Below are 21,147 nucleotides of genomic sequence, written 5' to 3' on the forward strand. Positions count from 1 at the left end.
ACCACCTCGCTTCCGCGCCGGTCACAGCGCCCGGAGGCCGTTGATCACGTCGCGCAGAACACTCTCGTCCGGCAGCTCGGCCGGGGGGACCGGACGCGTCACGTGGACGAGTTCGGCGTGCACCAGGTCGCCGATGAGGACGCGGACGACGCCGATGGGCAGGTCGAGTTCCGCGGCCAGTTCGGCGACCGACTGGGGCACGTCCCGGCAGAGCCCGACGATCTCCACGTGTTCGGGGGACAGCGTCGGGTCCGAGTCCGGGTCGCCCGTGTCCGGCTCCGTGACGACCACCGCGATCAGGTCGAGGCGGTGCTGACCCTCGCTCGTGGTGCGGCCACGCGTCATGGCGTACGGACGGACGACCGGGCCGGCCTCGTCGTCGAACCAGTGGTTTCTTGCCTGACCGTCTGCGCTCATGTCATCCCACTACCCGCCTGCGGGCAGATCGGTGCGCGGGGCGGTACCCAGATGGACGCCGACCCGCTTCACCAGGAGCGTCATCTCGTAGGCGACCTGCCCGACGTCGGAGTCGGCGTCCGAGAGGACGGCGAGGCAGCTGCCGTCCCCGGCGGCGGTGACGAAGAGGAAGGCGTCGTCCAGCTCGACCACCGTCTGCCGGACACTGCCCGCCTCGAAATGGCGGCCGACGCCCTTGGCGAGGCTGTGGAAGCCGGACGCCACGGCGGCCAGATGCTCGCTGTCCTCCCTGGTCAGGTCCTTGGACACCCCCGTGGCCAGCCCGTCGCCGGACAGGATGACGGCCTTGCGGATGCTGGCGACCCGGTCGACCAGATCGTCCAGGAGCCAGTTCAGCTCCCCCTTGTCCGTCGCCGTGTGGCCGGTCGCCTTCGGTGCGGTCATCGACCGTCCCCCTTAGTCGTTCCTTGTGCTGTGCCGGTTCGGGCCTCGTCGCCCGCGGCGTTCTCCTCGCGGCCGCGCTGCCAGCCGCGCTGGAGCGAGGCCATGCGGCTGCGGACCTCTTCGGCGTCGCGGTCGGCGGGATCCGTGGCGCGCTCGTCGCGCCGGTCGGTGCCGTGCTTGAGCTGGGGTGCCAGGCTCGCCTGGCGTACGCGCCGGGGCAGCGGCCCGGTGCCCGGCTGCGGTGCCGGGGCAGTGTCGGGTGCGGCGGTACCGGAGCGGGGCGGGGCTGTGTCCGCCGGGCCGCCGGTGCCGGGGCGGGGAGGTGCGGTGTCCTCCGGGCCGCGGGTGCCGGACGGGGTCTCGGTCCGGGTGCGCCTGGGCAGCGCCGGAGCCCCGGAAGCCGCTGCGGTGCTCCCGGCCGGCGTCGCGGTGCCGTCCTCGGCGGGGTCGGTGCGTGCGGCGGGCCCCCGGGAGGACATGCGGCGGCGGGTGGGCAGCGGGGCCGGTCCGTCCGTGTCGGCGCGGCGCGTGACGGCCGAGGGCCCGGGATCCGGTTCGCCGCGGCGGGGCCGCTGGCCGGTGACGGGCTTGCCGTGCGAGCTGACGAGCTTGGGTGTCTGCCGCCGGGGCAGCGGTACGGCCCCGTGTTCCGGGGTGCCGCCGTGCGGCGGGTGGCCGGCCGGCGGGGTGGCTGCCTGCTCCTCGTCGTCCGGGCGGATCCTGCGCGGGCGGAACAGACCGCCGCGCTCGCTGTCGTCGTCCGGGAGGGCGCCGGGGAAGTCGTCCAGCGTGTCGAGATCGACGGGCGCCTCCAGCTCCACCGGGCCGTCCAGCAGGGAGGTCGGCAGGCCGGGCAGTTGCAGCGGGGCCGGGGACCGTCCGGCACCGCGGCCCAGCGCCTGCTCGGCACCCTTCGCCGGACGGTTCCGGTCGAGCCGGAATCCGACGCCGTTGGTGTCCGGCACGTCGTCGGTGAGCAGCGCGTCGGGGATGAACACCACGGCGGTGGTGCCGCCGTACGGCGACGGCTGGAGGGAGACCCGCACGTTCTGGCGCTGGGCGAGGCGGCTGACCACGAAGAGTCCGAGCCGGTCGGTGTCGGAGAGTTCGAACTCGGGTGTCTCGGCGAGGCGCAGGTTGGCGTCCAGGAGTGCCTCGGCCGTCATACCGAGACCCCGGTCGTGGATCTCCAGGGTGAATCCGTTGGCGACCCGCTCGCCGAGGACCTGGACTGCGGTGTGCGGGGGCGAGAAGACGGTGGCGTTCTCCAGGAGTTCGGCCACGAGGTGGGTGAGGTCGGCCACGGCCGGCCCGGTGACGGCCACCCGCGGCAGGCGCCGGACCTCGATGCGCTCGTAGTCCTCGACCTCGGCGACGGCGGCGCGGACCACGTCCATCAGCTGCACGGGCCGGCGCCACTGCCGGGAGGGCGCGGCCCCGGAGAGGATCACGAGGCCCTCGGCGTGCCGGCGCATGCGGGTGGTTAGGTGGTCCAGGCGGAACAGGTCGGCGAGTTCGTCGGTGTCCTCGGTCCGGCGCTCCATGCTGTCGAGCAGGGTGAGCTGCTTGTGCAGCAGCACCTGGCTGCGTCGGGCGAGGTTGACGAAGACCTCGGAGACGCCGGCCCGCAGCTCGGCCTGTTTGACGGCGGCCTCGACCGCCGCGCGCTGCAGGGTGTTGAGGGCCTGCCCGACCTCGCCGATCTCGTTCTTGTCGTACTCCAGGCGCGGGACCTCGGTCTCGACGTCGACCTGTTCGCCCGCCGACAGCCGGCGCATCACGCTGGGCAGCCGGACACCGGACGCGTCGTGCGCCTCCAGGCGCAGCTGGCGCAGGTCGCGGATGAGGGCGCGGCCGACCCGGATGGAGAGCACGACGGAGAGCAGGAGCGCGACCAGGCCGAGGGCGCCGGCGACTGCCGCCTGCACGATGACGCCGATGGCCACCGGGCGCATACGGTCCTCGAAGCGGTCGCCCACCTGGTCGTCCAGGGTGCCGAGTTCGTCCAGGACGGTCGCCGCTGAGGAGTCCCAGCTCTTGGCGGTGACCTCGCCGGGGGTGCCGGCGTCCGAGGCGATGACGGTCCGTTCGGCTCCCCGCAGCGTGGCGGTGGTGGCGTTCTTCCAGAAGCGTTCGTAGCGGTCGCGCTCCGCTGCGGGCAGCAGGGGGAGGCTGATGTCGTACAGGAGGGTGCGCTGGGCGACGAGGTCGGAGATGTCGTGGGTCTCGTCGCGGGTGAGCCGGCCGACGACGAGGGAGGAGCCGAGCAGGGCGTCCTCGCGGGAGAGCAGCTCGCGGGCGCGGGTGACGTTCACCAGGGCGCGGGCCTGTTTGTCGAGTTCGACGTCGTCCAGGCCGTCGAGGGACGCGAGGAGCGCGAAGCAGGGGTCCACGAGGCGGTTGTAGAGGTCGAACGCCTGGGCGCGGGTGAGGGTGCCTGCCTCGACGCTGCGGCGCAGGGGACCGATACCGTCCAGGGCGTCCAGGAGAGCGGTGAGGTGTTCGCCGTCGTCCACGTCCACGCCGTCCCGGATGTCCTCGTCCTCGGCGTTCCGGCGGACGGTGGCGATCACCCGGTCGGTCGCGGTGCGGGTGCGGCGCAGCGCCGAAAGGGCCTCGGAGGCCCGCGGGTCGGCGAGGTAGACGAGGGTCTGGCGGCGCTCCTGCTGCAGGGCGCGAACGGTATCCTCGGTGGGGTAGCCGATGTCCTCGACGATGTCGGTCACGCGGAACAGCTGGGTGACCTCGCGCCCCGTGAGCACGGTGGCGAAGCCCCAGACGGCGGTCAGGGACACCAGCGGCACGAGAAGCAGCGCCACGATCTTCCGGCGGATCGACTTCCCGCGAAAGCGCATGGCCTCCCCCAGCTCGACCCCCGCCGGCCGGGGGTGCTCATGTCCGTCAACAAACGGCGCGAGCCTACTACCGCCTCACAGTTAACTCGAAGACATGTCCGGAGGGCGAACTTCCGTACCGGCTGCCAGACATGGCGAGTTGTCCGGGCATGGGGGGAGATCGCCACCACGATCCGGACACCCACGCCGTGCGCATGACCGGCGCACGGCCGGGCGGTTGGCCGGAATTTTTCGCCCGTTGGGAATCTTCGGGGGATCTCGTGCGTCCTTCTCCATGGGAGACGGGGGCGGAATGGGCCACAGGTGAGCTGCATCCCGCGCTCCGGCGGCGTAAAACAGCGCAAGCCGGGCAGCCACTGGGGAGTCGGGGTCTTCGGATGCCGGGGCGAACGGTTGGCCGGCGGTGGGGAGTGACACGGTGATGGGCACGGCTGAGCGGCGCGGGGCGCCCGGGGAGAGTGTGGCGGAGCGCTCGCAGGCGCGGCGGCACAAGCAGGCGCCGGATCGGGACATATCGGGGACGGAGCGTTCCGCGGGGCGCGGCGGTGACGAACCGCGGCAGGACTACCGCCCGTTGTGGGTCGAGGAGCCCGCGCGCCGGCATCCGTTGCCCGATCCGGTGCGCAGGGCGGCGGTGCGGGCGGTCCTCGTCATATCCGTGACGCTGATCCAGGCGATGGTGGCGTTCCTGTGCACGCTGGCCGGGTCCTGGCTGGCGTTCCCCATGGTGATCAGCGGGGTGGCCAGCACGGTGGTGGCCACCTGGGCCGTGGTCGACGTGTGGGTCACCCGCCAGGTGTGGAACCAGCGGTACGGCGTGGTCTCCGAACCGAGCAGCACGGCCCGGGCCCTGCGCCGGGAGCGGCGAGCCCGCCGGCGCCAGGAGCGGGTGAGCGTGGGCGACCAGGAGCGGATACGCCGGACCGGCGGCGCGGGGCGGCTGTCGCACTCCTGACGCCTGACGGACGGCGTTCGGACCGCAGGCGGTCGGTCTCACCGGAGTCCTGGCTGCCGCGAGCCCGGTGGCCGCGCGTCCGGTGACCTGGCGACGCAGCGTACGGAAGCCCGGCCGCCGAACCCCGGGCCGCAGGATCCCCGCGGCCAGGAACCGCGCGTCTAGGGGGCGCTCGGCGCGGGCTTCTTGAACATCCGCGTCGCCGTGATCTCGCTGTGCACCGCCTCTCCGGCGCGGGGCGGCTGGGGAAGGCCGGGCCGGAGGTGTTCCTCCACGCTGATGTACTTCAGGCCCGCCCTGAGGTCGGCGTCGTTGCGCAGGCGGATGACCAGGGGGAACTCGGCGAGGGCGGTGGTGTCGAACAGACCGGTGGTGTAGAGCAGCTGGACGCCCAGCGCGTCGGACACCGCTCGCTGGAGTTCGAGCAGGTAGGTCGCGTTGGCCCGGCCGATCGGGTTGTCCAGGAAGAGCGTGCCGGCGTGCCGGTGCTTGTCCCGGCCCCGGTCGTTGGAGCGCAGCGCGGCCATCGTGCAGTACAGGGCGATGGCCGCCGTGAGCAGCTGGCCGCCGGAGAAGACGTCGCCCATCTGGCCGACGGGGACACGCTCGGCGCGCAGCACGGCGTCGGGCTTGAGGATCTCGACGGCCACGCCCTTCGGCTGGAGGGCGGCCGCGACGCCGCGCAGCAGCAGGGACATGCCGTCACGGCGCAGGTCGGAGTTCTTCCTGACGGCCGCGCGGGTGGCCTCGTCGATGACCTCGCCGAGCCGTTCGGTGAGCGTGGCGTGGTCGGGCTCCTCGAAGCGGATGCGCAGGAACTCCTGGCCGGACCACTCGCCGAGCCCCTCCGGCAGCCGGGAGAGCCGCTGGGCGGAGCGCAGGGTCGCCAGTGCCGACTCCACGAGACCGCGCAGCCGGTCCACGATCGAGTCGCGGTTGCGTTCGAGCTGGGCCAGTTCGTCCGTCAGGACGCGCAGCCGCGGCGCGAAGGCGTCCGCCCACTTCTGGGCGTGCTCGGGCAGCGCGGAGGCGGGCAGTTCGCGGATCTGCTGCCGGGCGGGAGTGCGGACCTGCTCGTAGCGCGTGGAGTTGGCGTGCCGGACGAGGACGTCGCTCGCCTCGCGCACGGCCGCCTCGGCGGCGGACAGGTCGGCGGCGCAGCCCCGCAGCGAACGGCGGGCCTCGGCGGCGGAGTGCCGGGCCTCCTCCAGGGTGCCCGGGTACGGCTCCGGGTCCTCCTGCTCCTCCTCGGGGGCGTGTTCGCGCAGCAGGTCGCGGAGCATCGCGGCGATCTCGTCGAAGCCGCCGGCCGCGTCCTCGGCGGCGCGGTGGGCGTCCAGCAGTTCGGCGTGCGCCTCGCGGGCCTCGGCCAGCGCCTCGGTGCGCGCGGCGAGTTCGGCCGTGGCGGTGCGCAGCAGCGCCTGGGCGTGCTCCGCGTCGCGCGGGACGAGTTCCCCGGGCAGCTCGGTGTGGGCTTCGCCGTCCTCGGGCGCGTGCCGCTCGGCCTCGCCGCGCAGCCGGCCGAGCTGCTCGCTCGCGGTCGACATCCGGGTCTCCAGCAGCTGCACCAGCTCCTCCGCGCGTGCGGCGGCGGCCTGACGGGAGGGCCCGTCGGCGCCGTCGGGCGACTGGAGCAGTTGCTCGGCCCGGGTGCGGACCTTGTTGCTGAGCCGGTCCAGTTCGGCCAGGGCGGCGCTCTCGTCGCTCTCCGCGCGGGCCTGTTCGGCGCGCAGGTCGGCACCGACGCCGACCTTCTCGTACACCTGGGAGGCGGCCCGGTAGGCCTCGCGCAGGGCGGGCAGGGAGGCCTTCGGGGCGTCGTCGTCGGCGACGGGTACGTCGTCGGGGGCGCCGGCGATCTCGGCGCGCTCGGCGCGCAGGGCGCGCGCGGTGCGGCGGGCGTCGTCGGCCGCGCGCTGGGCGGCGCGGCGGTCCTCGTCGGCGGCGCGGGCGCGCTCCAGGCAGGTCTGTGCCCGGGCCTCGGACTCGGCGGCCTCGTCGGCGAGTTCGCGCAGTCTCACCTGCCAGCCGGCGCGTTCGCGGAGCCGGAAGGCGAGGCCGGCGAGGGCGTCGGCGGCGCGCCGGGCCTTCTGCGCGGCCTCCTGCCGTTCGTCGCGGATCCGGGCGGCCTCGGCGGCGGACTCGTCGGCCTCCGCCCGTACCGTGCGTGCCTCGGCGAGTTCCGCTTCGGCCTCCTCGGCGAAGGCGCGGGCCTCCTCGGCGGCCCGGGCCAGCTCGGTGAGGCGCCCGGCGGGGCAGCCGGTGCGCCAGGAGGCTAGCCGCGCGGCCAGTTCGCGGTCCTTGCCGAGGCGGGCGGCGAGGGCGCGGATCTCCTCGTCGCGTGCGGTGGCCCGGGCGCGCAGTGCCTGGCGTTCCTCGTCGGCGGCGTGCTCGTCGTGCATGGCCGGGTTCGGCGGCACGAGGAAGACGTCGCCGGAGGTGGTGCCCTGGGCGGGGGGCGGGGCGAGCAGCGCGGCGGCGGTGCCGACGGCGACGGCGGAGCGGGGCAGCAGCGCGGCGTCGCCGAGGGCCTCGCGGGCACGCGCGTGCGTGTCCGGGTCGGTGATGATCACGCCGTCGACCAGTTCGGGGCGGGCGGCGAGCACGCGCGCGTGGTCGGCGGGGTCGACGGCCTGTGCCAGGTAGCGCCAGCCGGGCAGTGCCGGGATGCCGTGTTCGCCGAGGAACTCGACGGTGGCCAGTACGTCCGGGCCGGGCGGCAGCAGCCCGCCGTCGCCGAGGGCGCCGAGGATGCGGGCGTCGTCGGCGGCGGCCGTCCGCAGGTCGAACAGGTGCCGTTCGGCGGTGGACACGGCCCCGTCGAGGAGTTCGCGCAACTCGTCGGCACAGCGGTCGAGTTCCTCGGGGGTGAGGACGCCGTGGGCGGGCTCGGCCGCCGGTGCGCGGGTGTGGCCGGCCTCCTCCGTCCTGGGCGCGGGCACCCGGGCCACGCTCGGCGCGCCCGGCAGGCTCAGCAGCTCCGCGAGCCGTTCCTCGGCGGCCAGCGACTCGGCGAGGCGCCGCTCGGCCTCGTGGGCGCGCTCGGCGGCGGTGGCCGCGTCCGCCGCGCGGGCCGCCGTCAGCTCCGCGCGGGATTCGGCGGAGGCTGCCTCGCGCGCCTGCTCGGCGGCCTTGCGGGCGGCCTCGCGGGCCGCGTCCCAGGCGGCCACGGCGGTCTTCTCGGCGTCGCTGGCGGCGAGCGCGGCCCGCGCCGGGTCGGCGTCCGGGGCGCTGTCGTCCAGCCAGCCCGCGCGGACGGCCTCGGCGGTCTCCTGCTCGACCTCGCCGAGCCGCTGGCGCAGGTGCCCGGCCTCGCTGCGGGCCCGTTGCGCCTCGGTGGCGGCGGCGGTGGAGTCCCGGTAGGCGGTGTCGCCGGCCTCCTGGAGGGCCGCGGAACGCTCCTCCTCCTCGTTGGCGAGGGCCTCGGCGCTCCCGGCGGCGGCGTGCAGGGCCCGTACGAGGTCCACGGCGGCCTTGGCGCGGGCGGCGAGCGCGGGCGCCGCGTCCCGTTCGGCCTCCTGGATGGCGGCGGACACGCGCGCGACGCGGTCGGCGGCGGCGCGGTGGCGCAGCACGGCCTCGGCCGCCTGCCAGGCGGAGTGCAGGGTGCGGGCGTCGGCCAGCTCGCGCTTCTGCGCGGCGGCGGACTTCTCGGCGGCGGCCAGCGCCAGGGAGGCGTGCCGGTAGGCGAGTTCGGCGGCGACGAGGGCGCTGCGCTCGCGGGCGCCCTCGGAGTGCGTGACGGCGTACGCGGCGGCCGTCACCCGCTGGGCGAGGTCGGCGGCACGGATCCGCTCCCGCACGGCTCGCGCGGACAGCCGCCTGGCCAGTGTGCGGGTGCGGCGCTCGGCGCCCGCGTGGACGTCACGCGCGCGGGAACGCGTCTCGGCGGCCTCGACGATCCGGCCGAGCAGGTCGACCGAGCCGGCGGTGAAGTCCCGTTCGGCGATCAGCTCGGCGCGCCGCCCGAGCTTGTTGCCGAAGCCGCTGACGAGGTCGGCGAGGCCGTCGGTGTCCCGGGTGTCGGTGACCGCGCGCAGCAGCAGGTCGGTGAAGTCGGAGTCCTTCTTGACCGCGAAGAGGCCGGCCGCCTCGCCCTCGTCGGCGTTCATCTCGCGCTGGTAGCGGAAGAGTTCGGGGTCGAGGCCGAGGTCGCCGAGGTGCTCGGTCCAGCGCTCGTGGATCTCCTCCCAGTGCACCTCCAGGTGCGGGTAGACCTTGCCGGCCTCCATGAGGGCGTCGCGGAAGCCCTTCATGGTGCGGCGGCGGCCGTGCGCACCCGAGGTGCCCTCGGCGGGCGGCCGTACGGCGGTGGACTCGGCGACGGGCAGGTTGTCCAGGCTGAGGCCGGGGCCGGGCCGGAAGGAGTACCAGGCCTCGGCGAACTTGCGCGGGTCGTTGGAGACCTGCCGGCCGCGCCACTCGCTGACCTTGCCGACGACGACGCACTCGCCGGTCAGCACGTGCTGCCACTCCAGGGCCACGTGGCCGCAGTCGTCGGCGAGCAGGAACTTGCGCAGCACGCCCGAGCTGGCGCCGCCGAGGGTGTTGCGGTGGCCCGGCAGCATCACCGAGAAGATCAGCTTGAGCAGGACGGACTTGCCGCCGCCGTTCTCCAGGAAGAGCACGCCCGCGGGCGCGGGCCGGCGCGGTGGACCGGACGGCTCCTCCTCGAAGAACTCCGCCTGCGCGGGCGCCGGGTCGGGCACGGGCTCGCCGACACCCCGCAGGTCCAGCACGGTGTCGGCGTAGCGCGCACCGGCGGGACCGATGGAGTAGAGGCGGACCCGGGACAGCTCGTACATGGCGGACTCTCGTAAGTCTGGTGAAAGGTGCGGTGGTTCGAATCGTCTGGAGCTGCGGGAGCTTCAGCGCGTCAGGAGTGGAACGGCAGTCCGGCGTCGGCCACCAGCTCCAGGTCGTCGGTGTCCTGGGCGGGCAGCAGGGTGGCCGTGCCGTCGGTGACCGGGACGATGCCCAGCTCGACCAGTTCGGCCAGGGCGGCGCTGCCGGCCAGGTCGCGGACCTGGAGCTGGTAGCGGGCCGTGGTGCGGTAGGTGCCGCCGTTGTCGTCGCCGGTGCGCTGCAGGAAGCCCGAGTCGGTGAGGAAGGCCATGGCCTTCGCCACGATGCCGGTGGTGGAGGCGGCCGGCCGGCGGGCGTCCTTGGTGGCGCCCGTGGCGCTGCGTCTGGCCCAGATCCGCCAGGCCGCCTCCAGGCCGGGCGCGTCGGTCGCCGGGTCGGTGTTCTCGCCCTGTTCCTCGGCGCGCTCCTCCAGGCGGCGGCAGGCCTGCCGGACGAAGGCGTCGACGCCGTTGACGGTGACCCGGCCGATGTAGGAGTCGTCGGCCAGGTCCTCGGGGCGCGGGAACGCCAGCGCGGCGACCGCGAGATGGGCGAGTCCGTGCAGGAAGCGGTCGCCGGAGTCGGCGGCGGTGCGACGCGCGTAGTCGCCCATGCGGACGGCGAACACCGAGTCCTCGGCGGCGGTCACGGCCATGCCCGCGCGCGGGGACACCTCCAGCACGACGAGCCCCAGACCGGCCGCGACGGCGTCGGCGAGCCGGGCGAACGCCGGGTCCTCGCGGTAGCGGCGCAGCAGTTCGGTGTACTCCTGGTCGCGGGCGGGCGCCAGTTTGGGCTGGAGTCCGAAGGCGACGAGCCGCGCCGCGTCGGCGGCGTCGGCGGGGGTGACGGCGGAACCCGCCGGGGCGGCGGCAGGCTCGGGTTCACTCCGGTCGACGTGCTCGGTCACGGGTTCGGCTCCTTGTCGTGCTCTTGTCCACTCATGCCGCTCATGCCGCTTCCGTCCGGTCCGCGGCCATCCCGGCCGCGTCCAGCAGGGCGGTCCCCACGATCAGGTCCGCCCCGCCGAACTCGGGATCGTCCAGCTCGGTGCCGTCGTCCACGGCGAACAGCAGCTTCTCCTCGCCCTGCCGGTAGGCGGTGCCGACGGGCGGGCTGGCCGCGTGGACCGCCAGCAGCGCCACCAGGTAGGCGAGGTCGGGGTCCCCGGTCCGCCGGGCCTCGGCCAGCAGCCCGGACAGTCTCCTCGGGGCGTCCGCGGGCAGGTCCAGCAGGTCCCGCGCCGCGGCCAGCTGCTCCTCGCTGAAGCGGCTGTCGTCCGGTGTCGCGATCAGGTCGGGCTCGGGCATCTCCGCGCCCAGGTGCTCCCGCTCCACGGGCGGGGTCAGCAGTATGTCCACGAGGTCGCCGACCCGGACGGACACCGGGGTGCGCAGTCCCGTGCCGCGGGCGAAGAAGGCGTCGGTGACCCGGATCGCCTGCTCCAGCGGCAGCGGCAGGACGGGGGCGACGAGATGGCCGTAGAGGTCGATCCCGGACGCCGTCGCCGGCGTGGCGAAGGCCTGCCGGTCCTGTTCGGCGCGGAACAGCGGGCCCGCCTCCAGCAGGCGCGACTGGAGCTGGGTGTGGCGCCGGATGCAGTCCTTGACGATGTCGACGAGTTCGGCGGCGCGGCGCTTGTGCCCTGGGTCCTCGGTCTCGTCGCGGGCCTTGCGGATGTTGGTGAGGATCGCGTTCTCGTGGCGGTAGCGCTCGGCCACGTGGTCCAGGGCTTCGGCGATCATGTCGGGGACGGCGCCCAGCCAGTCGACCGCGCGGACGTTGCGCCGGGTGGCCTCCAGGGCCCGGCGCAGCGTCTCGGAGTACTGGACCGTGCGGTAGCGGGCCTGCTCGGCGGCGAGCTGGGCGTCGGCGAGCCGGCCGCGGCTGATCAGCACCTCGAGCTTGACCTCGGCGGCGATCTGGGCGCTGGTGACGTCGGTGTCGAGGGCGCCGACCAGGACGTTGACCGCCTCGTCCGTCGTCCGCAGGTAGACCGTGCCGCCGGGGCCGGGGACCTCCTCGATCAGCTTGAAGTCGTAGTCGCGGCGGACGTACGTGCCGTCGGGCGCGAAGGTGCCGTAGACCGCGCGGAAGCCGCGGTCCACGCTGCCGACGTTGATCAGGTTCTCCAGCACCCAGCGGGCCACGCGCTCGTGTTCGGCGGCGGGCCGGCCCGGGGCCTGGGCGGCGATGCGCGGGAGGAGCCGGGCCACGATCTGCTCGTGGTCGGCGCCGGTGTCGAAGTCCATGTTCAGGGTGACCAGGTCGATGGCGGCCAGCGCCACCTCGGCCATCCCGTACACCGAGTACTCGCCGGCCAGGTTGGTCTTGCGGGCGTCCAGGTCGTGCAGCGGCGCCGTGCAGGCGAGGGCGCGCAGCCGACGCGCCAGCCCCTCGTCGGCGGCCGGGCCCGGAGCCGGGCGCGGCCCCGCGCTGAGCTGGGGCGGAACACGGTCCGTCGATGCAGGCGAAGTCACGGTGCACAGACTAGGTCCTGGGTCTGACATCGGCCCAAACGAGCGGTTCCGCCGGTTCGCCGGCGACGGCCGCGGCCGTCGCCGGCAAGCGCTCCGCCCGGCCGGTCGCGCGGTTCCCGCGCCGCCACGGGGTCCTCGCCCGGCCGTCCGGCCCGTCGCGCGGTTCCCCGTCCCGCTACGGGGTGCCCTCCTCGCCCACCCTGCGCCGGTACACCTCGACGACCCGTTCCAGCGAGTCCGTGAGATAGGTCTCCAGGAGGCGTTCGGCGCCGTGCCGGTCGCCGGCCTGGAGCGCCTGGAGGATCTGGGCGTTGCGGACGAGGTACGGCTCGTGCAGCCGGCGCGGGTCGTCCACGACGTGGAAGGCCAGGCGCAGCTCGGCGAAGACGCTGCGCATCAGCTCGTCGGTGCGTTCGCTGCCGGCGAGGGCGACCAGTTCCCGGTGGAAGTGGATGTTGGCCGTGCCCAGCCCTTTCCAGTCATTCTCCGCGGCCGCCGCGCGTCCCTCCTCGACCGCGGCGACCAGCCCGTCCAGCCGGTACGGCGGTTCGCCCATCCCGCGGACGACGGCGCACTCGACGAGGGAGCGCGTGCGGTAGATGTCCTCCACGTCCTCGACGGTCAGGACCCGGACGAACACGCCCCGGTTGAGTTCGTGGATGAGCAGGCGCTCGTGGGTGAGCAGCCGGAACGCCTCGCGCAGGGTGTTGCGGGAGACGCCGAGCGCCCCCCCGATGCCGTCCTCGGACAGCCGGGTGCCGGGCGGGAAGTACCCCTCGGAGATGCGGCTTCTGAGAATGTCCGAAACGCGCTCCGCGGTGCTCGTGCGGCCCAGAAGGACCCGGTCGCCGGCCAGTCCCGTCAGCTCCTCTGCCATGCCCGGAATTCAATCGCAGACACCAGGATGAAACAACACGGGTATTGAAGGATCGTTGAACGATCCTCTACGGTGCTCCGCACGGCTCACTTCCCAGCACCCTCCGTCCCTCTTCTGCGAGGTGCCCATGAGCACGACCCCACCGCCACGTTCCGTGCCCTCCACCGAATCGCGGCCGGCACCGGCCGAACACACCGCCGAGGACGGCGCGTTCACCTGGCTGCGCGCCCTCGGCCCGCGCGGCCGGCGCGCGTTCGCCGGAGCCTTCGGCGGCTATGCCCTGGATTCGTACGACTACTTCACCCTGCCGCTGAGCATGGTGGCGCTCTCGGCGTACTTCGGCCTCAGCAGCGGCCAGACCGGCCTGTTCACCACCGTCACCCTGGTCGTATCGGCGGTCGGCGGCGCCGCCGCGGGCGTCATCGCGGACCGGGTGGGCCGCGTCCGGGCCCTGATGATCACGGTGGTCACGTACGCCGTCTTCACGGTCGCCTGCGGCTTCGCGCCCACCTACGAGACCCTGCTGGTCTTCCGCGCCCTCCAGGGCCTCGGCTTCGGCGGCGAGTGGGCGGTCGGCGCCATCCTGGTCGCCGAGTACGCGAGCGCGCGCCACCGGGGCCGTACGCTCGGCGCCATCCAGAGCTCCTGGGCGGTCGGCTGGGGTCTGGCGGCGGTCGTCTACACCCTGGTGTTCTCCTTCGCCGGCGACGACCTGGCCTGGCGGGTGATGTTCTGGACCGGAGCCCTGCCCGCGCTGCTCGTGGTCTGGCTGCGCCGCTCGGTGCACGACGCCCCCACGGCGACGGCGGCCCGCGAACAGGACCCGCGCCGGGGCTCGTTCGCCGCGATCTTCCGGCCGGCCCGCGCAGACGGCGCCCCCGGCCTGCTGCGCACCACGGTCTTCGCGAGCCTGCTCTCCACGGGCGTGCAGGGCGGCTACTACACCCTGGCGACCTGGGTGCCGACGTACCTGAAGTCCGACCGCGGCCTGTCGGTCGTCGGCACCGGCGGCTACCTGGCCTTCCTGATCTCCGGCGCCTTCCTCGGCTACCTGACCGGCGGTCACCTCACCGACCGGCTCGGCCGGCGGAACAACATCTGGCTGTTCGCGTTGCTGTCGGCGGTGTGCATCCTGGCGTACGCGAACATCCCGCACGGCGCCAACACCCTGCTGCTGGTGCTCGGTTTCCCGCTCGGTTTCTGCATGTCGGCCATCTTCAGCGGCTTCGGCTCCTACCTGAGCGAGCTGTACCCGACGGCGGTACGCGGCACCGGGCAGGGCTTCACGTACAACACCGGCCGCGCGGTCGGCGCGGTGTTCCCGACCCTGGTGGGCTTCCTGGCGGACAGCTGGGGCGTCGGCGGCGCGCTGGTCTTCGGCGCGATCGGCTACGGCCTCGCGGCGCTGGCGCTGCTCGGGCTGCCGGAGACGCGCGGGAAGGAACTGGCATGACGCGGGTGAACCGTACCGAGGACCGGCCCGTCACCACCGTCGACGCGCACGCGCACGCGTGGAGCCCGGAAACCGCGCGGGCCCGCTTCCGCGGCGGCCTCACCGGGCCGACCGCCGGGGTCGCGGCGGGCCACACCCAGGCCAACCTGATCGCGGTGCCCGCCGACTGGGCCTACGACATGCTGCTGTTCTGCCAGCGCAACCCCAAGCCGTGCCCCGTGCTCGACGTCACGGACGCCGGTTCCCCGACGACCGTCCTCGCCGAGGGCGCCGACCTGCGCACCGATCTGCCGCGCTACCGGGTGTGGCAGGACGGCGAGCTGGTGGACGAACCCACGGACGCGCGCGCGTACTGGCGGGACGACCTGGTGTCGTTCCTGCTGGGGTGCAGCTTCACCTTCGAGTGGGCGCTGGCCCGCGCGGGCGTGCCGATCCGGCACGTCGAGCAGGGCCGGAACGTGCCGATGTACGTGACCAGTAGGGCCTGCCGGGAGGCGGGCCGGCTGCGCGGGCCGATGGTGGTCTCCATGCGGCCGGTGCCGCCCGAGCGTCTGGGCGCGGCCATCCGGGAGAGCAGCCTGCTGCCGGCCGTGCACGGCGGTCCGGTGCACTGCGGGGATCCCGCGGCCCTCGGCATCGAGGACCTCGGCCGGCCCGACTTCGGCGACCCGGTGACCGTCGCCGACGGCGACATCCCGGTGTTCTGGGCCTGCGGGGTGACCCCACAGGCGGCCGTGATGGCGTCCCGGCCGCCGTTCGCGATCACCCACGCGCCGGGCCAGATGTTCCTGACCGACGCACGGGACGAGCAGTACCGGCTGGTCGGCGTCGACTGAGCCGCGACCGTGCGTACCGCAACCCCGACCCCGCGCACGAGAGAGCGCCACGACAACCGGAGACGCGAGAACACCATGACCGCGATCGATCTGAACGCCGACCTGGGCGAGGGCTTCGGCCGCTGGCACCTGACCGACGACGACCAGCTCCTGTCCGTCGTCACCAGTGCCAACGTGGCCTGCGGCTTCCACGCCGGGGACGCGGCCACCATGCGCCGGGTGTGCGAACGGGCGGCCGAACGCGGGGTGACGATCGGCGCGCAGGTCTCCTACCGGGACCTGGCCGGTTTCGGGCGGCGCGCGATGGATGTGCCGCCCGCCGAGCTGGCGGCCGAAGTGGCCTACCAGATCGGCGCCCTGGAGGTGTTCGCACGAGCGGCGGGCGCGCGCGTGGCGTACGTCAAACCGCACGGCGCGCTCTACAACCGCGTGGTGCACGACGAGGAACAGGCCGGCGCGGTGATCGAGGGCGTGCGCCTCGCGGACGTCTCGCTGCCGGTGCTGGGCCTGCCCGGCTCGCGGTTGCTGGAGCTGGCGGCCGAGGCGGGTCTTCCGGCCGTCACGGAGGCCTTCGCGGACCGCGCGTACACCGACGAGGGCACGCTGGTGCCGCGAGGTCACGAGGGTGCCGTGGTGACCGACCCGGACGCCGTCGTGGAGCGCTCGGTGAGCCTCGCGCGCTCCGGCGCTGTCATCGCGCGCTCCGGCGCGCGGATCCAGGTGCGCGCCCGGTCGCTGTGCCTGCACGGCGACACCCCGGGCGCGGTCGGCCTGGCCCGGCGGGTGCGGGAACGGCTGGCGGCGGCGGGCGTGCGGGTGGAGGCGTTCGCGTGAGGGCGCTTCCCGTCGGCGACGACGCGCTGCTCGTCGAGGTCGCCTCCGGGCAGGAGGCGCAGGCCGTGCACGCGGAGCTGCTGCGGCGCCGCGCGGAGGGCTCGCTCACCGTGCGCGAGATCGTCCCGGCGGCCCGTACGGTCCTGCTCGACGGGCTGGCCGAGCCGGCCCGCTGGGCGGCGGAACTGACCGGTGCGCGGGTGCCGGAGGTGCCTGTCCGCGCGCGCGAGCTGGTCACGCTGCCCGTGCGGTACGACGGTCCTGACCTGGCGGCGGTCGCCGCGCACTGGCGGGTGCCGCAACGGGAGGTGGCCCGCGTCCACGCCGGCACCGAGTTCACGGTGGCCTTCTGCGGCTTCGCCCCCGGCTTCGGCTACCTCACCGGGCTCCCGGAGCGCTACCACGTGCCGCGCCGCGCCACCCCGCGCACGGCGGTTCCGCCCGGCGCCGTGGCCCTGGCCGGCCCGTACACCGGCGTCTACCCGCGCTCCTCGCCCGGTGGCTGGCAACTGATCGGCACGACCGACGCGGTGCTGTGGGACCCGGCACGCGTCCCGGCGGCCCTGCTGGAACCGGGCACGCGCGTGCGGTTCGTGCCGGTGGGGGACGCATGAGCGGGGAGTACGGGGGCGCACCGGCGGGGACGCGCACCGGAGAACCGGCCGCAGCCGTGACGGCACGCACCGGGAAACCGGCCACAGCCGTATCGGCACGCACCGGGGAAGCAGCCGGACCGGCGGTCGTACGGCCCGGGGGAAACGGTGTGGCCGGGCGGCGCCGGGCAGCGCACGCGCGCGCGTGCCCGGTGCCCGCCCGGCCCGTGGCCTGGGAGGCCCCATGACCGATCGTGCGCTGGTCGTCGTGCGCGCCGGGGCGCTGACCACCGTGCAGGACCGCGGGCGGCCGGGCCACGCGCACCTCGGCGTGCCCCGCTCCGGAGCGCTCGACGGGCCCGCCGCCGCGCTGGTGAACCGGCTCGTCGGCAATCCGCCGGACGCCGCCGTCCTGGAGACCACCCTCAACGGCTGCGCGCTGCGCCCGCGTTCGACGGTGACCGTCGCGGTCGGCGGTGCGCCGTGCCCGGTGACGGTGGGCGGTCGCCCGGCCGCGTGGGGCGCGCCGGTCGTGGTACCGGCGGGCGAACTGCTGGACGTGGGCACGGCCACGGCCGGCGTACGCGGCTACGTCGCGGTCGGCGGCGGAGTCACCGTGGAGCCGGTCCTCGGCAGCCGCGCCACCGACCTGCTGTCCGGCCTCGGTCCGGCGCCGCTCACGGACGGCACGGTGCTGCCGCTGGGCGCCCCGGCCGGCCCTCCCGCGCGCGTGGACGGGGTGCCGCAGCCGGGTCCGCCGGCCGAGCTCGTGCTGCGGGTGACGCTCGGCCCGCGCGACGACTGGTTCACGGGGCGGGCGGTGCGGGATCTCACCACGCGCGCGTACCGGGTCTCCGCGGCGAGCAACCGCATCGGACTGCGCACCGAGGGGCCCCCGCTGGAGCGGGCCCGGACCGGTGAACTGCCCAGCGAGGGCATGGTCCTGGGCGCGGTCCAGGTCCCGCCGGACGGGCGCCCGGTGGTCTTCCTGGCGGACCATCCGACCACCGGCGGCTACCCGGTGATCGCGGTCGTGCGCGCCGCCGACCTCCCGTCCGCCGCCCAGGCACTGCCGGGCACCCCGGTCCGCTTCGTGCCGGTGCGCCGCCGCTGAGCCCCCGGGCCCGGGACGGCAGTCCCCGCTCCCCCGCCGCCCCGCTGCCCCGCTGCCCCGGCGAGGCCAGCGGGCGGCGCCGACGGCCTCAACCGGCCGGAACGGCCCCCGCGGAGGCGGCCGTCTCCACCACCTCCCTCGCTCCGAGGCCGGCCACCCCGACCGCCCCGTCCCTCCCGTCGCCGCGCCACTGAGCCCCCGCCCCCTCGGCGCAGGCGTCCGGCAGGGCCGCCAGCGCTGCCGACACCGTCGCGGACGCGCGCAGGTCCAGGTGGTCCCCGGTGCCCCGGGCGCGGTGGCGCAGTTCGCCGGCGGCCAGGAGCAGCAGTTGCGGCAGCAGGTCGTCGCAGCGCCGGAGCACCCAGGCGGTTCCCGCCGTGGCCAGCCACCACAGGCTCGCCGTGCGGCTCGGTCCGGGGGACTCGGGTTCGGGTGAGGGAGGTTCCCCGGCCGCGTGGCCCGCCTCGGCGAGCAGGGCGTGGCAGCGGACGGCGAACCGGCGGTGACCGCGCTCCGCGGGGTGCAGCCGGTCCGCGCTCCACAGGCTCCGGTCGCTGGTCCAGCGGTCGTCCGCCGCGTGCAGGTGGAGGGCGCCGTACCGCTCGGACAGCGCGTGGACGACCGCGTTGACCGCCCGTTGCCGCCGCGCCAGCGGTCGGGCCAGGGCGTCCGGGAGCCGGAGCATGGCGCCGGGGTCGGGCAGGCAGGCGGTGAGCAGGGTGGCACCCTGACGGGTCAGGGCGCCGTAGACCTGGTCGAGGTGGGCGGCCACGGCGTGGACGTCGAAGGTGCGGCGCAGCGTGTCGTTGACGCCGACGACCACGGACACCAGGTCGGGGCGCAGCTCCAGGGCGGCCGGCGTCTGCTTCTCCAGCACGTCCCGCGTCTGCGCCCCGCTGACCGCGAGGTTGGTGAACAACACCTCTTCGCCGTCCCCGGCGAGGGAAGCGGCCAGCAGCGCCGCCCAGCCCCGCCATCCGGCGCCGACCGGGTCGCCCACGCCCTCGGTCAGCGAGTCCCCGAGCGCGACGAAACGAGACGGGCCACCGCGTCCCGGCGCCGCGTCGGCTCGCGGGCCACACCCACGCACGCGCGCGCAGCCGCCGCCCCCCGTCGCGGCATCGGCGCTCATGCCACGCCCTCCGGTACGGCGGGCCGGGTGTCGGCGGGGCGCAGCACCTCCGTGTCGTGGGCCGCCAGGAAGGCTTCCACGGCCGTCGCCCAGCCGAAGCACTCCGCACGCGCGCGTGCCGCGTCACGCCGCTCGGGCTCGGCGCGGTCCAGCAGCAGTTCCACGGCGTCCGCGAACGCCTCGCCGCCGCCCGCCGCGGTGGCTCCCGCCGACCCGACGACCTCGGGCAGCGCGGAGGACGCGCTCGCCACCACGGGTGTGCCGCAGGCCAGGGCCTCCAGCGCGGCCAGTCCGAAGGTCTCGGCGGGGCCGGGCGCGAGGCACACGTCGGCGGACGCCTGGAGCGCGGCGAGGGACGTCCGGTCGCAGACGTGCCCGAGGAAGGTCACCGGGAGCCCGCGGTCCCGCGCGCGCTGCTCCAGCCGGGCCCGCAGCGGCCCGTCCCCGGCGACCACGAGCACCGCCCGCCGCCCGCGCCGCAGCAGCGCCTCCAGGGCGTCCAGGGCCGTGCCGGGGCGTTTCTCGACGGACAGCCGGGACGCCATCACGAGCAGCGCCTCGTCCCCGCGCGCGTGGCGGTCGCGCAGCCCGGGGTCGCGCAGCGCGGGGTGCCGTTCCATCAGGTCGACCCCCAGGGGGGCGCGTACGACGTTGCGCGCGCCGATGCGTACGAACTCGCGCTCGGCGAACTCGGTGGTGCACACCACCCGCGAGTAGGCGTGCGCGGTCCGGGTGTTCAGGGAGTCGGCGGCGCGCCGCGCCAGGTGCTCGGGCAGGCCCCAGGTGCGCAGTACGCCGTCGGCGGTCTCGTGGGAGACCATCACGGCGGGCACGCGTGCGCGGCGGGCCCAGCGGCCGGTCCAGCGCAGGGTGGTCCGGTCGGAGACCTCCAGGCGGTCCGGGGCGAGTTCCTCCAGGAGCGCGGCCACGCGCCGCTTGTCGGTGAGGACGCGGTAGCCGCCGGTACCGGGCAGCAGCGGGCCGGGCAGGGTGATGACCCGGCCCTGCTCGGTGTCGCGGTCGGTGTGCCGCTCGCCGGGCACGATCAGGACCGGTTCGTGGCCCGCGGCCCGGAAGCCCTTGCCGAGTTCCCGCAGGGCGGTGCGCAGCCCGCCGGAGGCGGGGGCGACGAAGTTGGCGAGGCGGACGATGCGCAGGGCCGGCCCGGTCATGCCGCCACCGCCGTGGTCCGGTCCGCGAGAACGTCGTCGTAGTGGGCGATCAACTGGTCGCCGACAGTGGCCCAGGTGCGGCCCTCGACCGTCGCGCGGGCGGTGGCGCCGTACGCGGCGCGCCGCGCGGGGTCGGCGGCGAGGGCGCGGACGGCCTCCCGTACGGCGGCGGCGTCGCGCGGCGGGACCAGCAGGCCGGTACGGCCGTGGTCGACCAGGTCGAGCGGACCGCCGGCGGCCGGTGCGACGACCGGGACTCCGCTGGCCATGGCCTCCTGGACGGTCTGGCAGAACGTCTCGAAGGGGCCGGTGTGCACGAACACGTCCAGTGAGGCGAAGATCCGGGCCAGTTCGTCGCCGGTGCGACGGCCGAGGAAGACGGCGCCGGGCAGGGCCTCGGTCAGGTGGGCCCGGCTGGGTCCGTCGCCGACGACCACGACCCGCACCCCGGCCAGCCCGCAGACTCCGGAGAGGAGTTCGACGTGCTTCTCCGGGGCGAGCCGGCCGACGTAGCCGACGATCGGTTCGCCGTTCGGGGCGAGGTCGCGGCGCAGTGTCTCGTCCCGGTGCTGTGGCCGGAAACGTACGGTGTCCACCCCGCGCGGCCAGAGCCGCACCCGGGGTACGCCGTGCGCCTGAAGGTCGGACCGGGCCGCGCTGGAGGGGGCCAGGGTGCGGTCGGCGGCGCCGTGCACGGAGCGGATGCGCCGCCAGGCCGCGGCTTCTCCGGCGCCCATGTAGGTACGGGCGTAGCCGGCCAGGTCGGTCTGGTAGACCGCGACGGCCGGGACCCCGAGCCGGGCGGCGGCGGCCATGCCGCGGACACCGAGGACGAAGGGGCTGGCCAGGTGGATCACGTCGGGGCGGTGCGCGACGAGGGCGGCGGCGAGACGCCGGCTGGGCAGGGCGACGCGGACCTGGGGGTAGCCGGGGAGCGGGAGGGAGGGGATCCGGACGACCGGGCACGGGGCGTCCGTGTCCGGGCCGCTGCCGGGCGCGGGAGCGGGGGCGACGACGAGGGGGAGGTGACCGCGGTCCACGAGGTGCCGGGCGGTCTGGAGCGCGCAGTGGGCCACGCCGTTCACATCGGGGGGAAAGGATTCGGTCACGATGACGACACGCATACGGGTGTTGTCGCCG

At 75.2% G+C, this 21,147-nt stretch carries 16 protein-coding genes; 6 read left to right on the plus strand and 10 right to left on the minus strand.

The window, feature by feature from the left end; translation table 11 throughout:
• Positions 1-21 precede the first annotated feature (21 nt).
• The 3 genes from LG395_RS36345 to LG395_RS36355 are packed head-to-tail and all read right to left on the minus strand — an operon-like array spanning position 22 to position 3,716.
• Complete coding sequence (locus LG395_RS36345) at positions 22-417, minus strand: DUF742 domain-containing protein (protein ID WP_171158294.1); 396 nt, start codon at positions 415-417, stop codon at positions 22-24.
• A 9-nt stretch (positions 418-426) separates the two neighbouring features.
• Positions 427-861 (minus strand): roadblock/LC7 domain-containing protein, encoded by a 435-nt coding sequence (locus LG395_RS36350; RefSeq protein WP_225813226.1) that lies wholly within the window; start codon positions 859-861, stop codon positions 427-429.
• Positions 858-3,716: a nitrate- and nitrite sensing domain-containing protein gene (locus LG395_RS36355; protein WP_225813228.1), complete on the minus strand. Its 2,859-nt coding sequence runs from the start codon at positions 3,714-3,716 to the stop codon at positions 858-860. Before LG395_RS36355 ends, LG395_RS36350 begins: the two co-directional genes overlap by 4 nt.
• 421 nt (positions 3,717-4,137) lie before the next feature.
• Between LG395_RS36355 and LG395_RS36360 the strand changes: the two genes are divergently transcribed.
• Positions 4,138-4,671 carry a hypothetical protein gene (locus LG395_RS36360; protein WP_225813229.1) on the plus strand — a complete coding sequence of 178 codons (534 nt, stop codon included), beginning with the start codon at positions 4,138-4,140 and terminating at the stop codon, positions 4,669-4,671.
• 161 nt (positions 4,672-4,832) lie between these two features.
• Here the strand turns inward: LG395_RS36360 and LG395_RS36365 are convergent, their stop codons facing one another.
• From LG395_RS36365 to LG395_RS36380, 4 genes are all read right to left on the minus strand, one after another.
• Entirely contained in the window at positions 4,833-9,476 is a 4,644-nt protein-coding gene (locus tag LG395_RS36365) for a hypothetical protein (RefSeq protein ID WP_171158286.1), read from the minus strand.
• A 71-nt stretch (positions 9,477-9,547) separates the two neighbouring features.
• On the minus strand, positions 9,548-10,426 hold the full coding sequence (locus tag LG395_RS36370; protein ID WP_171158284.1) for a hypothetical protein: 879 nt from the start codon (positions 10,424-10,426) through the stop codon (positions 9,548-9,550).
• A gap of 40 nt (positions 10,427-10,466) precedes the next feature.
• Positions 10,467-11,996, minus strand: a complete 1,530-nt coding sequence (locus LG395_RS36375; protein ID WP_225813231.1) for a hypothetical protein — start codon at positions 11,994-11,996, stop codon at positions 10,467-10,469.
• A 175-nt stretch (positions 11,997-12,171) separates the two neighbouring features.
• Positions 12,172-12,873 carry a GntR family transcriptional regulator gene (locus LG395_RS36380; RefSeq protein ID WP_225813232.1) on the minus strand — a complete coding sequence of 234 codons (702 nt, stop codon included), beginning with the start codon at positions 12,871-12,873 and terminating at the stop codon, positions 12,172-12,174.
• Between the two features lie 127 nt (positions 12,874-13,000).
• Here LG395_RS36380 and LG395_RS36385 point away from each other — a divergent pair, with 127 nt between their 5' ends.
• The 5 genes from LG395_RS36385 (at position 13,001) to LG395_RS36405 (ending at position 17,703) form a co-directional block, all read left to right on the plus strand.
• Positions 13,001-14,326: an MFS transporter gene (locus LG395_RS36385; protein WP_225813233.1), complete on the plus strand. Its 1,326-nt coding sequence runs from the start codon at positions 13,001-13,003 to the stop codon at positions 14,324-14,326.
• Positions 14,323-15,162, plus strand: a complete 840-nt coding sequence (locus LG395_RS36390) for a putative hydro-lyase (RefSeq protein WP_171158276.1) — start codon at positions 14,323-14,325, stop codon at positions 15,160-15,162. The genes LG395_RS36385 and LG395_RS36390 overlap by 4 nt, the downstream gene beginning before the upstream one ends.
• Before the next feature lie 75 nt (positions 15,163-15,237).
• The gene (locus LG395_RS36395) at positions 15,238-15,996 is read left to right on the plus strand and encodes a LamB/YcsF family protein (RefSeq protein ID WP_225813234.1); all 759 of its coding nucleotides are present in this window, start codon (positions 15,238-15,240) and stop codon (positions 15,994-15,996) included.
• Entirely contained in the window at positions 15,993-16,610 is a 618-nt protein-coding gene (locus LG395_RS36400) for a 5-oxoprolinase subunit B family protein (RefSeq protein ID WP_225813236.1), read from the plus strand. Before LG395_RS36395 ends, LG395_RS36400 begins: the two co-directional genes overlap by 4 nt.
• 223 nt (positions 16,611-16,833) lie before the next feature.
• Positions 16,834-17,703, plus strand: a complete 870-nt coding sequence (locus LG395_RS36405; RefSeq protein WP_225813237.1) for a 5-oxoprolinase subunit C family protein — start codon at positions 16,834-16,836, stop codon at positions 17,701-17,703.
• 88 nt (positions 17,704-17,791) lie between these two features.
• Here LG395_RS36405 and LG395_RS36410 read toward each other — a convergent pair whose 3' ends face one another.
• Genes LG395_RS36410 through LG395_RS36420 form a run of 3 tightly spaced genes read right to left on the minus strand, consistent with a single transcriptional unit; the run spans position 17,792 to position 21,131 of the window.
• Positions 17,792-18,835 (minus strand): SGNH/GDSL hydrolase family protein, encoded by a 1,044-nt coding sequence (locus LG395_RS36410; RefSeq protein WP_225813238.1) that lies wholly within the window; start codon positions 18,833-18,835, stop codon positions 17,792-17,794.
• Complete coding sequence (locus LG395_RS36415; RefSeq protein ID WP_171158267.1) at positions 18,832-20,007, minus strand: glycosyltransferase; 1,176 nt, start codon at positions 20,005-20,007, stop codon at positions 18,832-18,834. The genes LG395_RS36410 and LG395_RS36415 overlap by 4 nt, the downstream gene beginning before the upstream one ends.
• Entirely contained in the window at positions 20,004-21,131 is a 1,128-nt protein-coding gene (locus tag LG395_RS36420) for a glycosyltransferase family 4 protein (RefSeq protein WP_171158265.1), read from the minus strand. The genes LG395_RS36415 and LG395_RS36420 overlap by 4 nt, the downstream gene beginning before the upstream one ends.
• Positions 21,132-21,147: the final 16 nt, after the last annotated feature.

It is taken from the genome of Streptomyces spinosus (assembly GCF_020400655.1).
Taxonomy (GTDB): domain Bacteria; phylum Actinomycetota; class Actinomycetes; order Streptomycetales; family Streptomycetaceae; genus Streptomyces; species Streptomyces argyrophylli.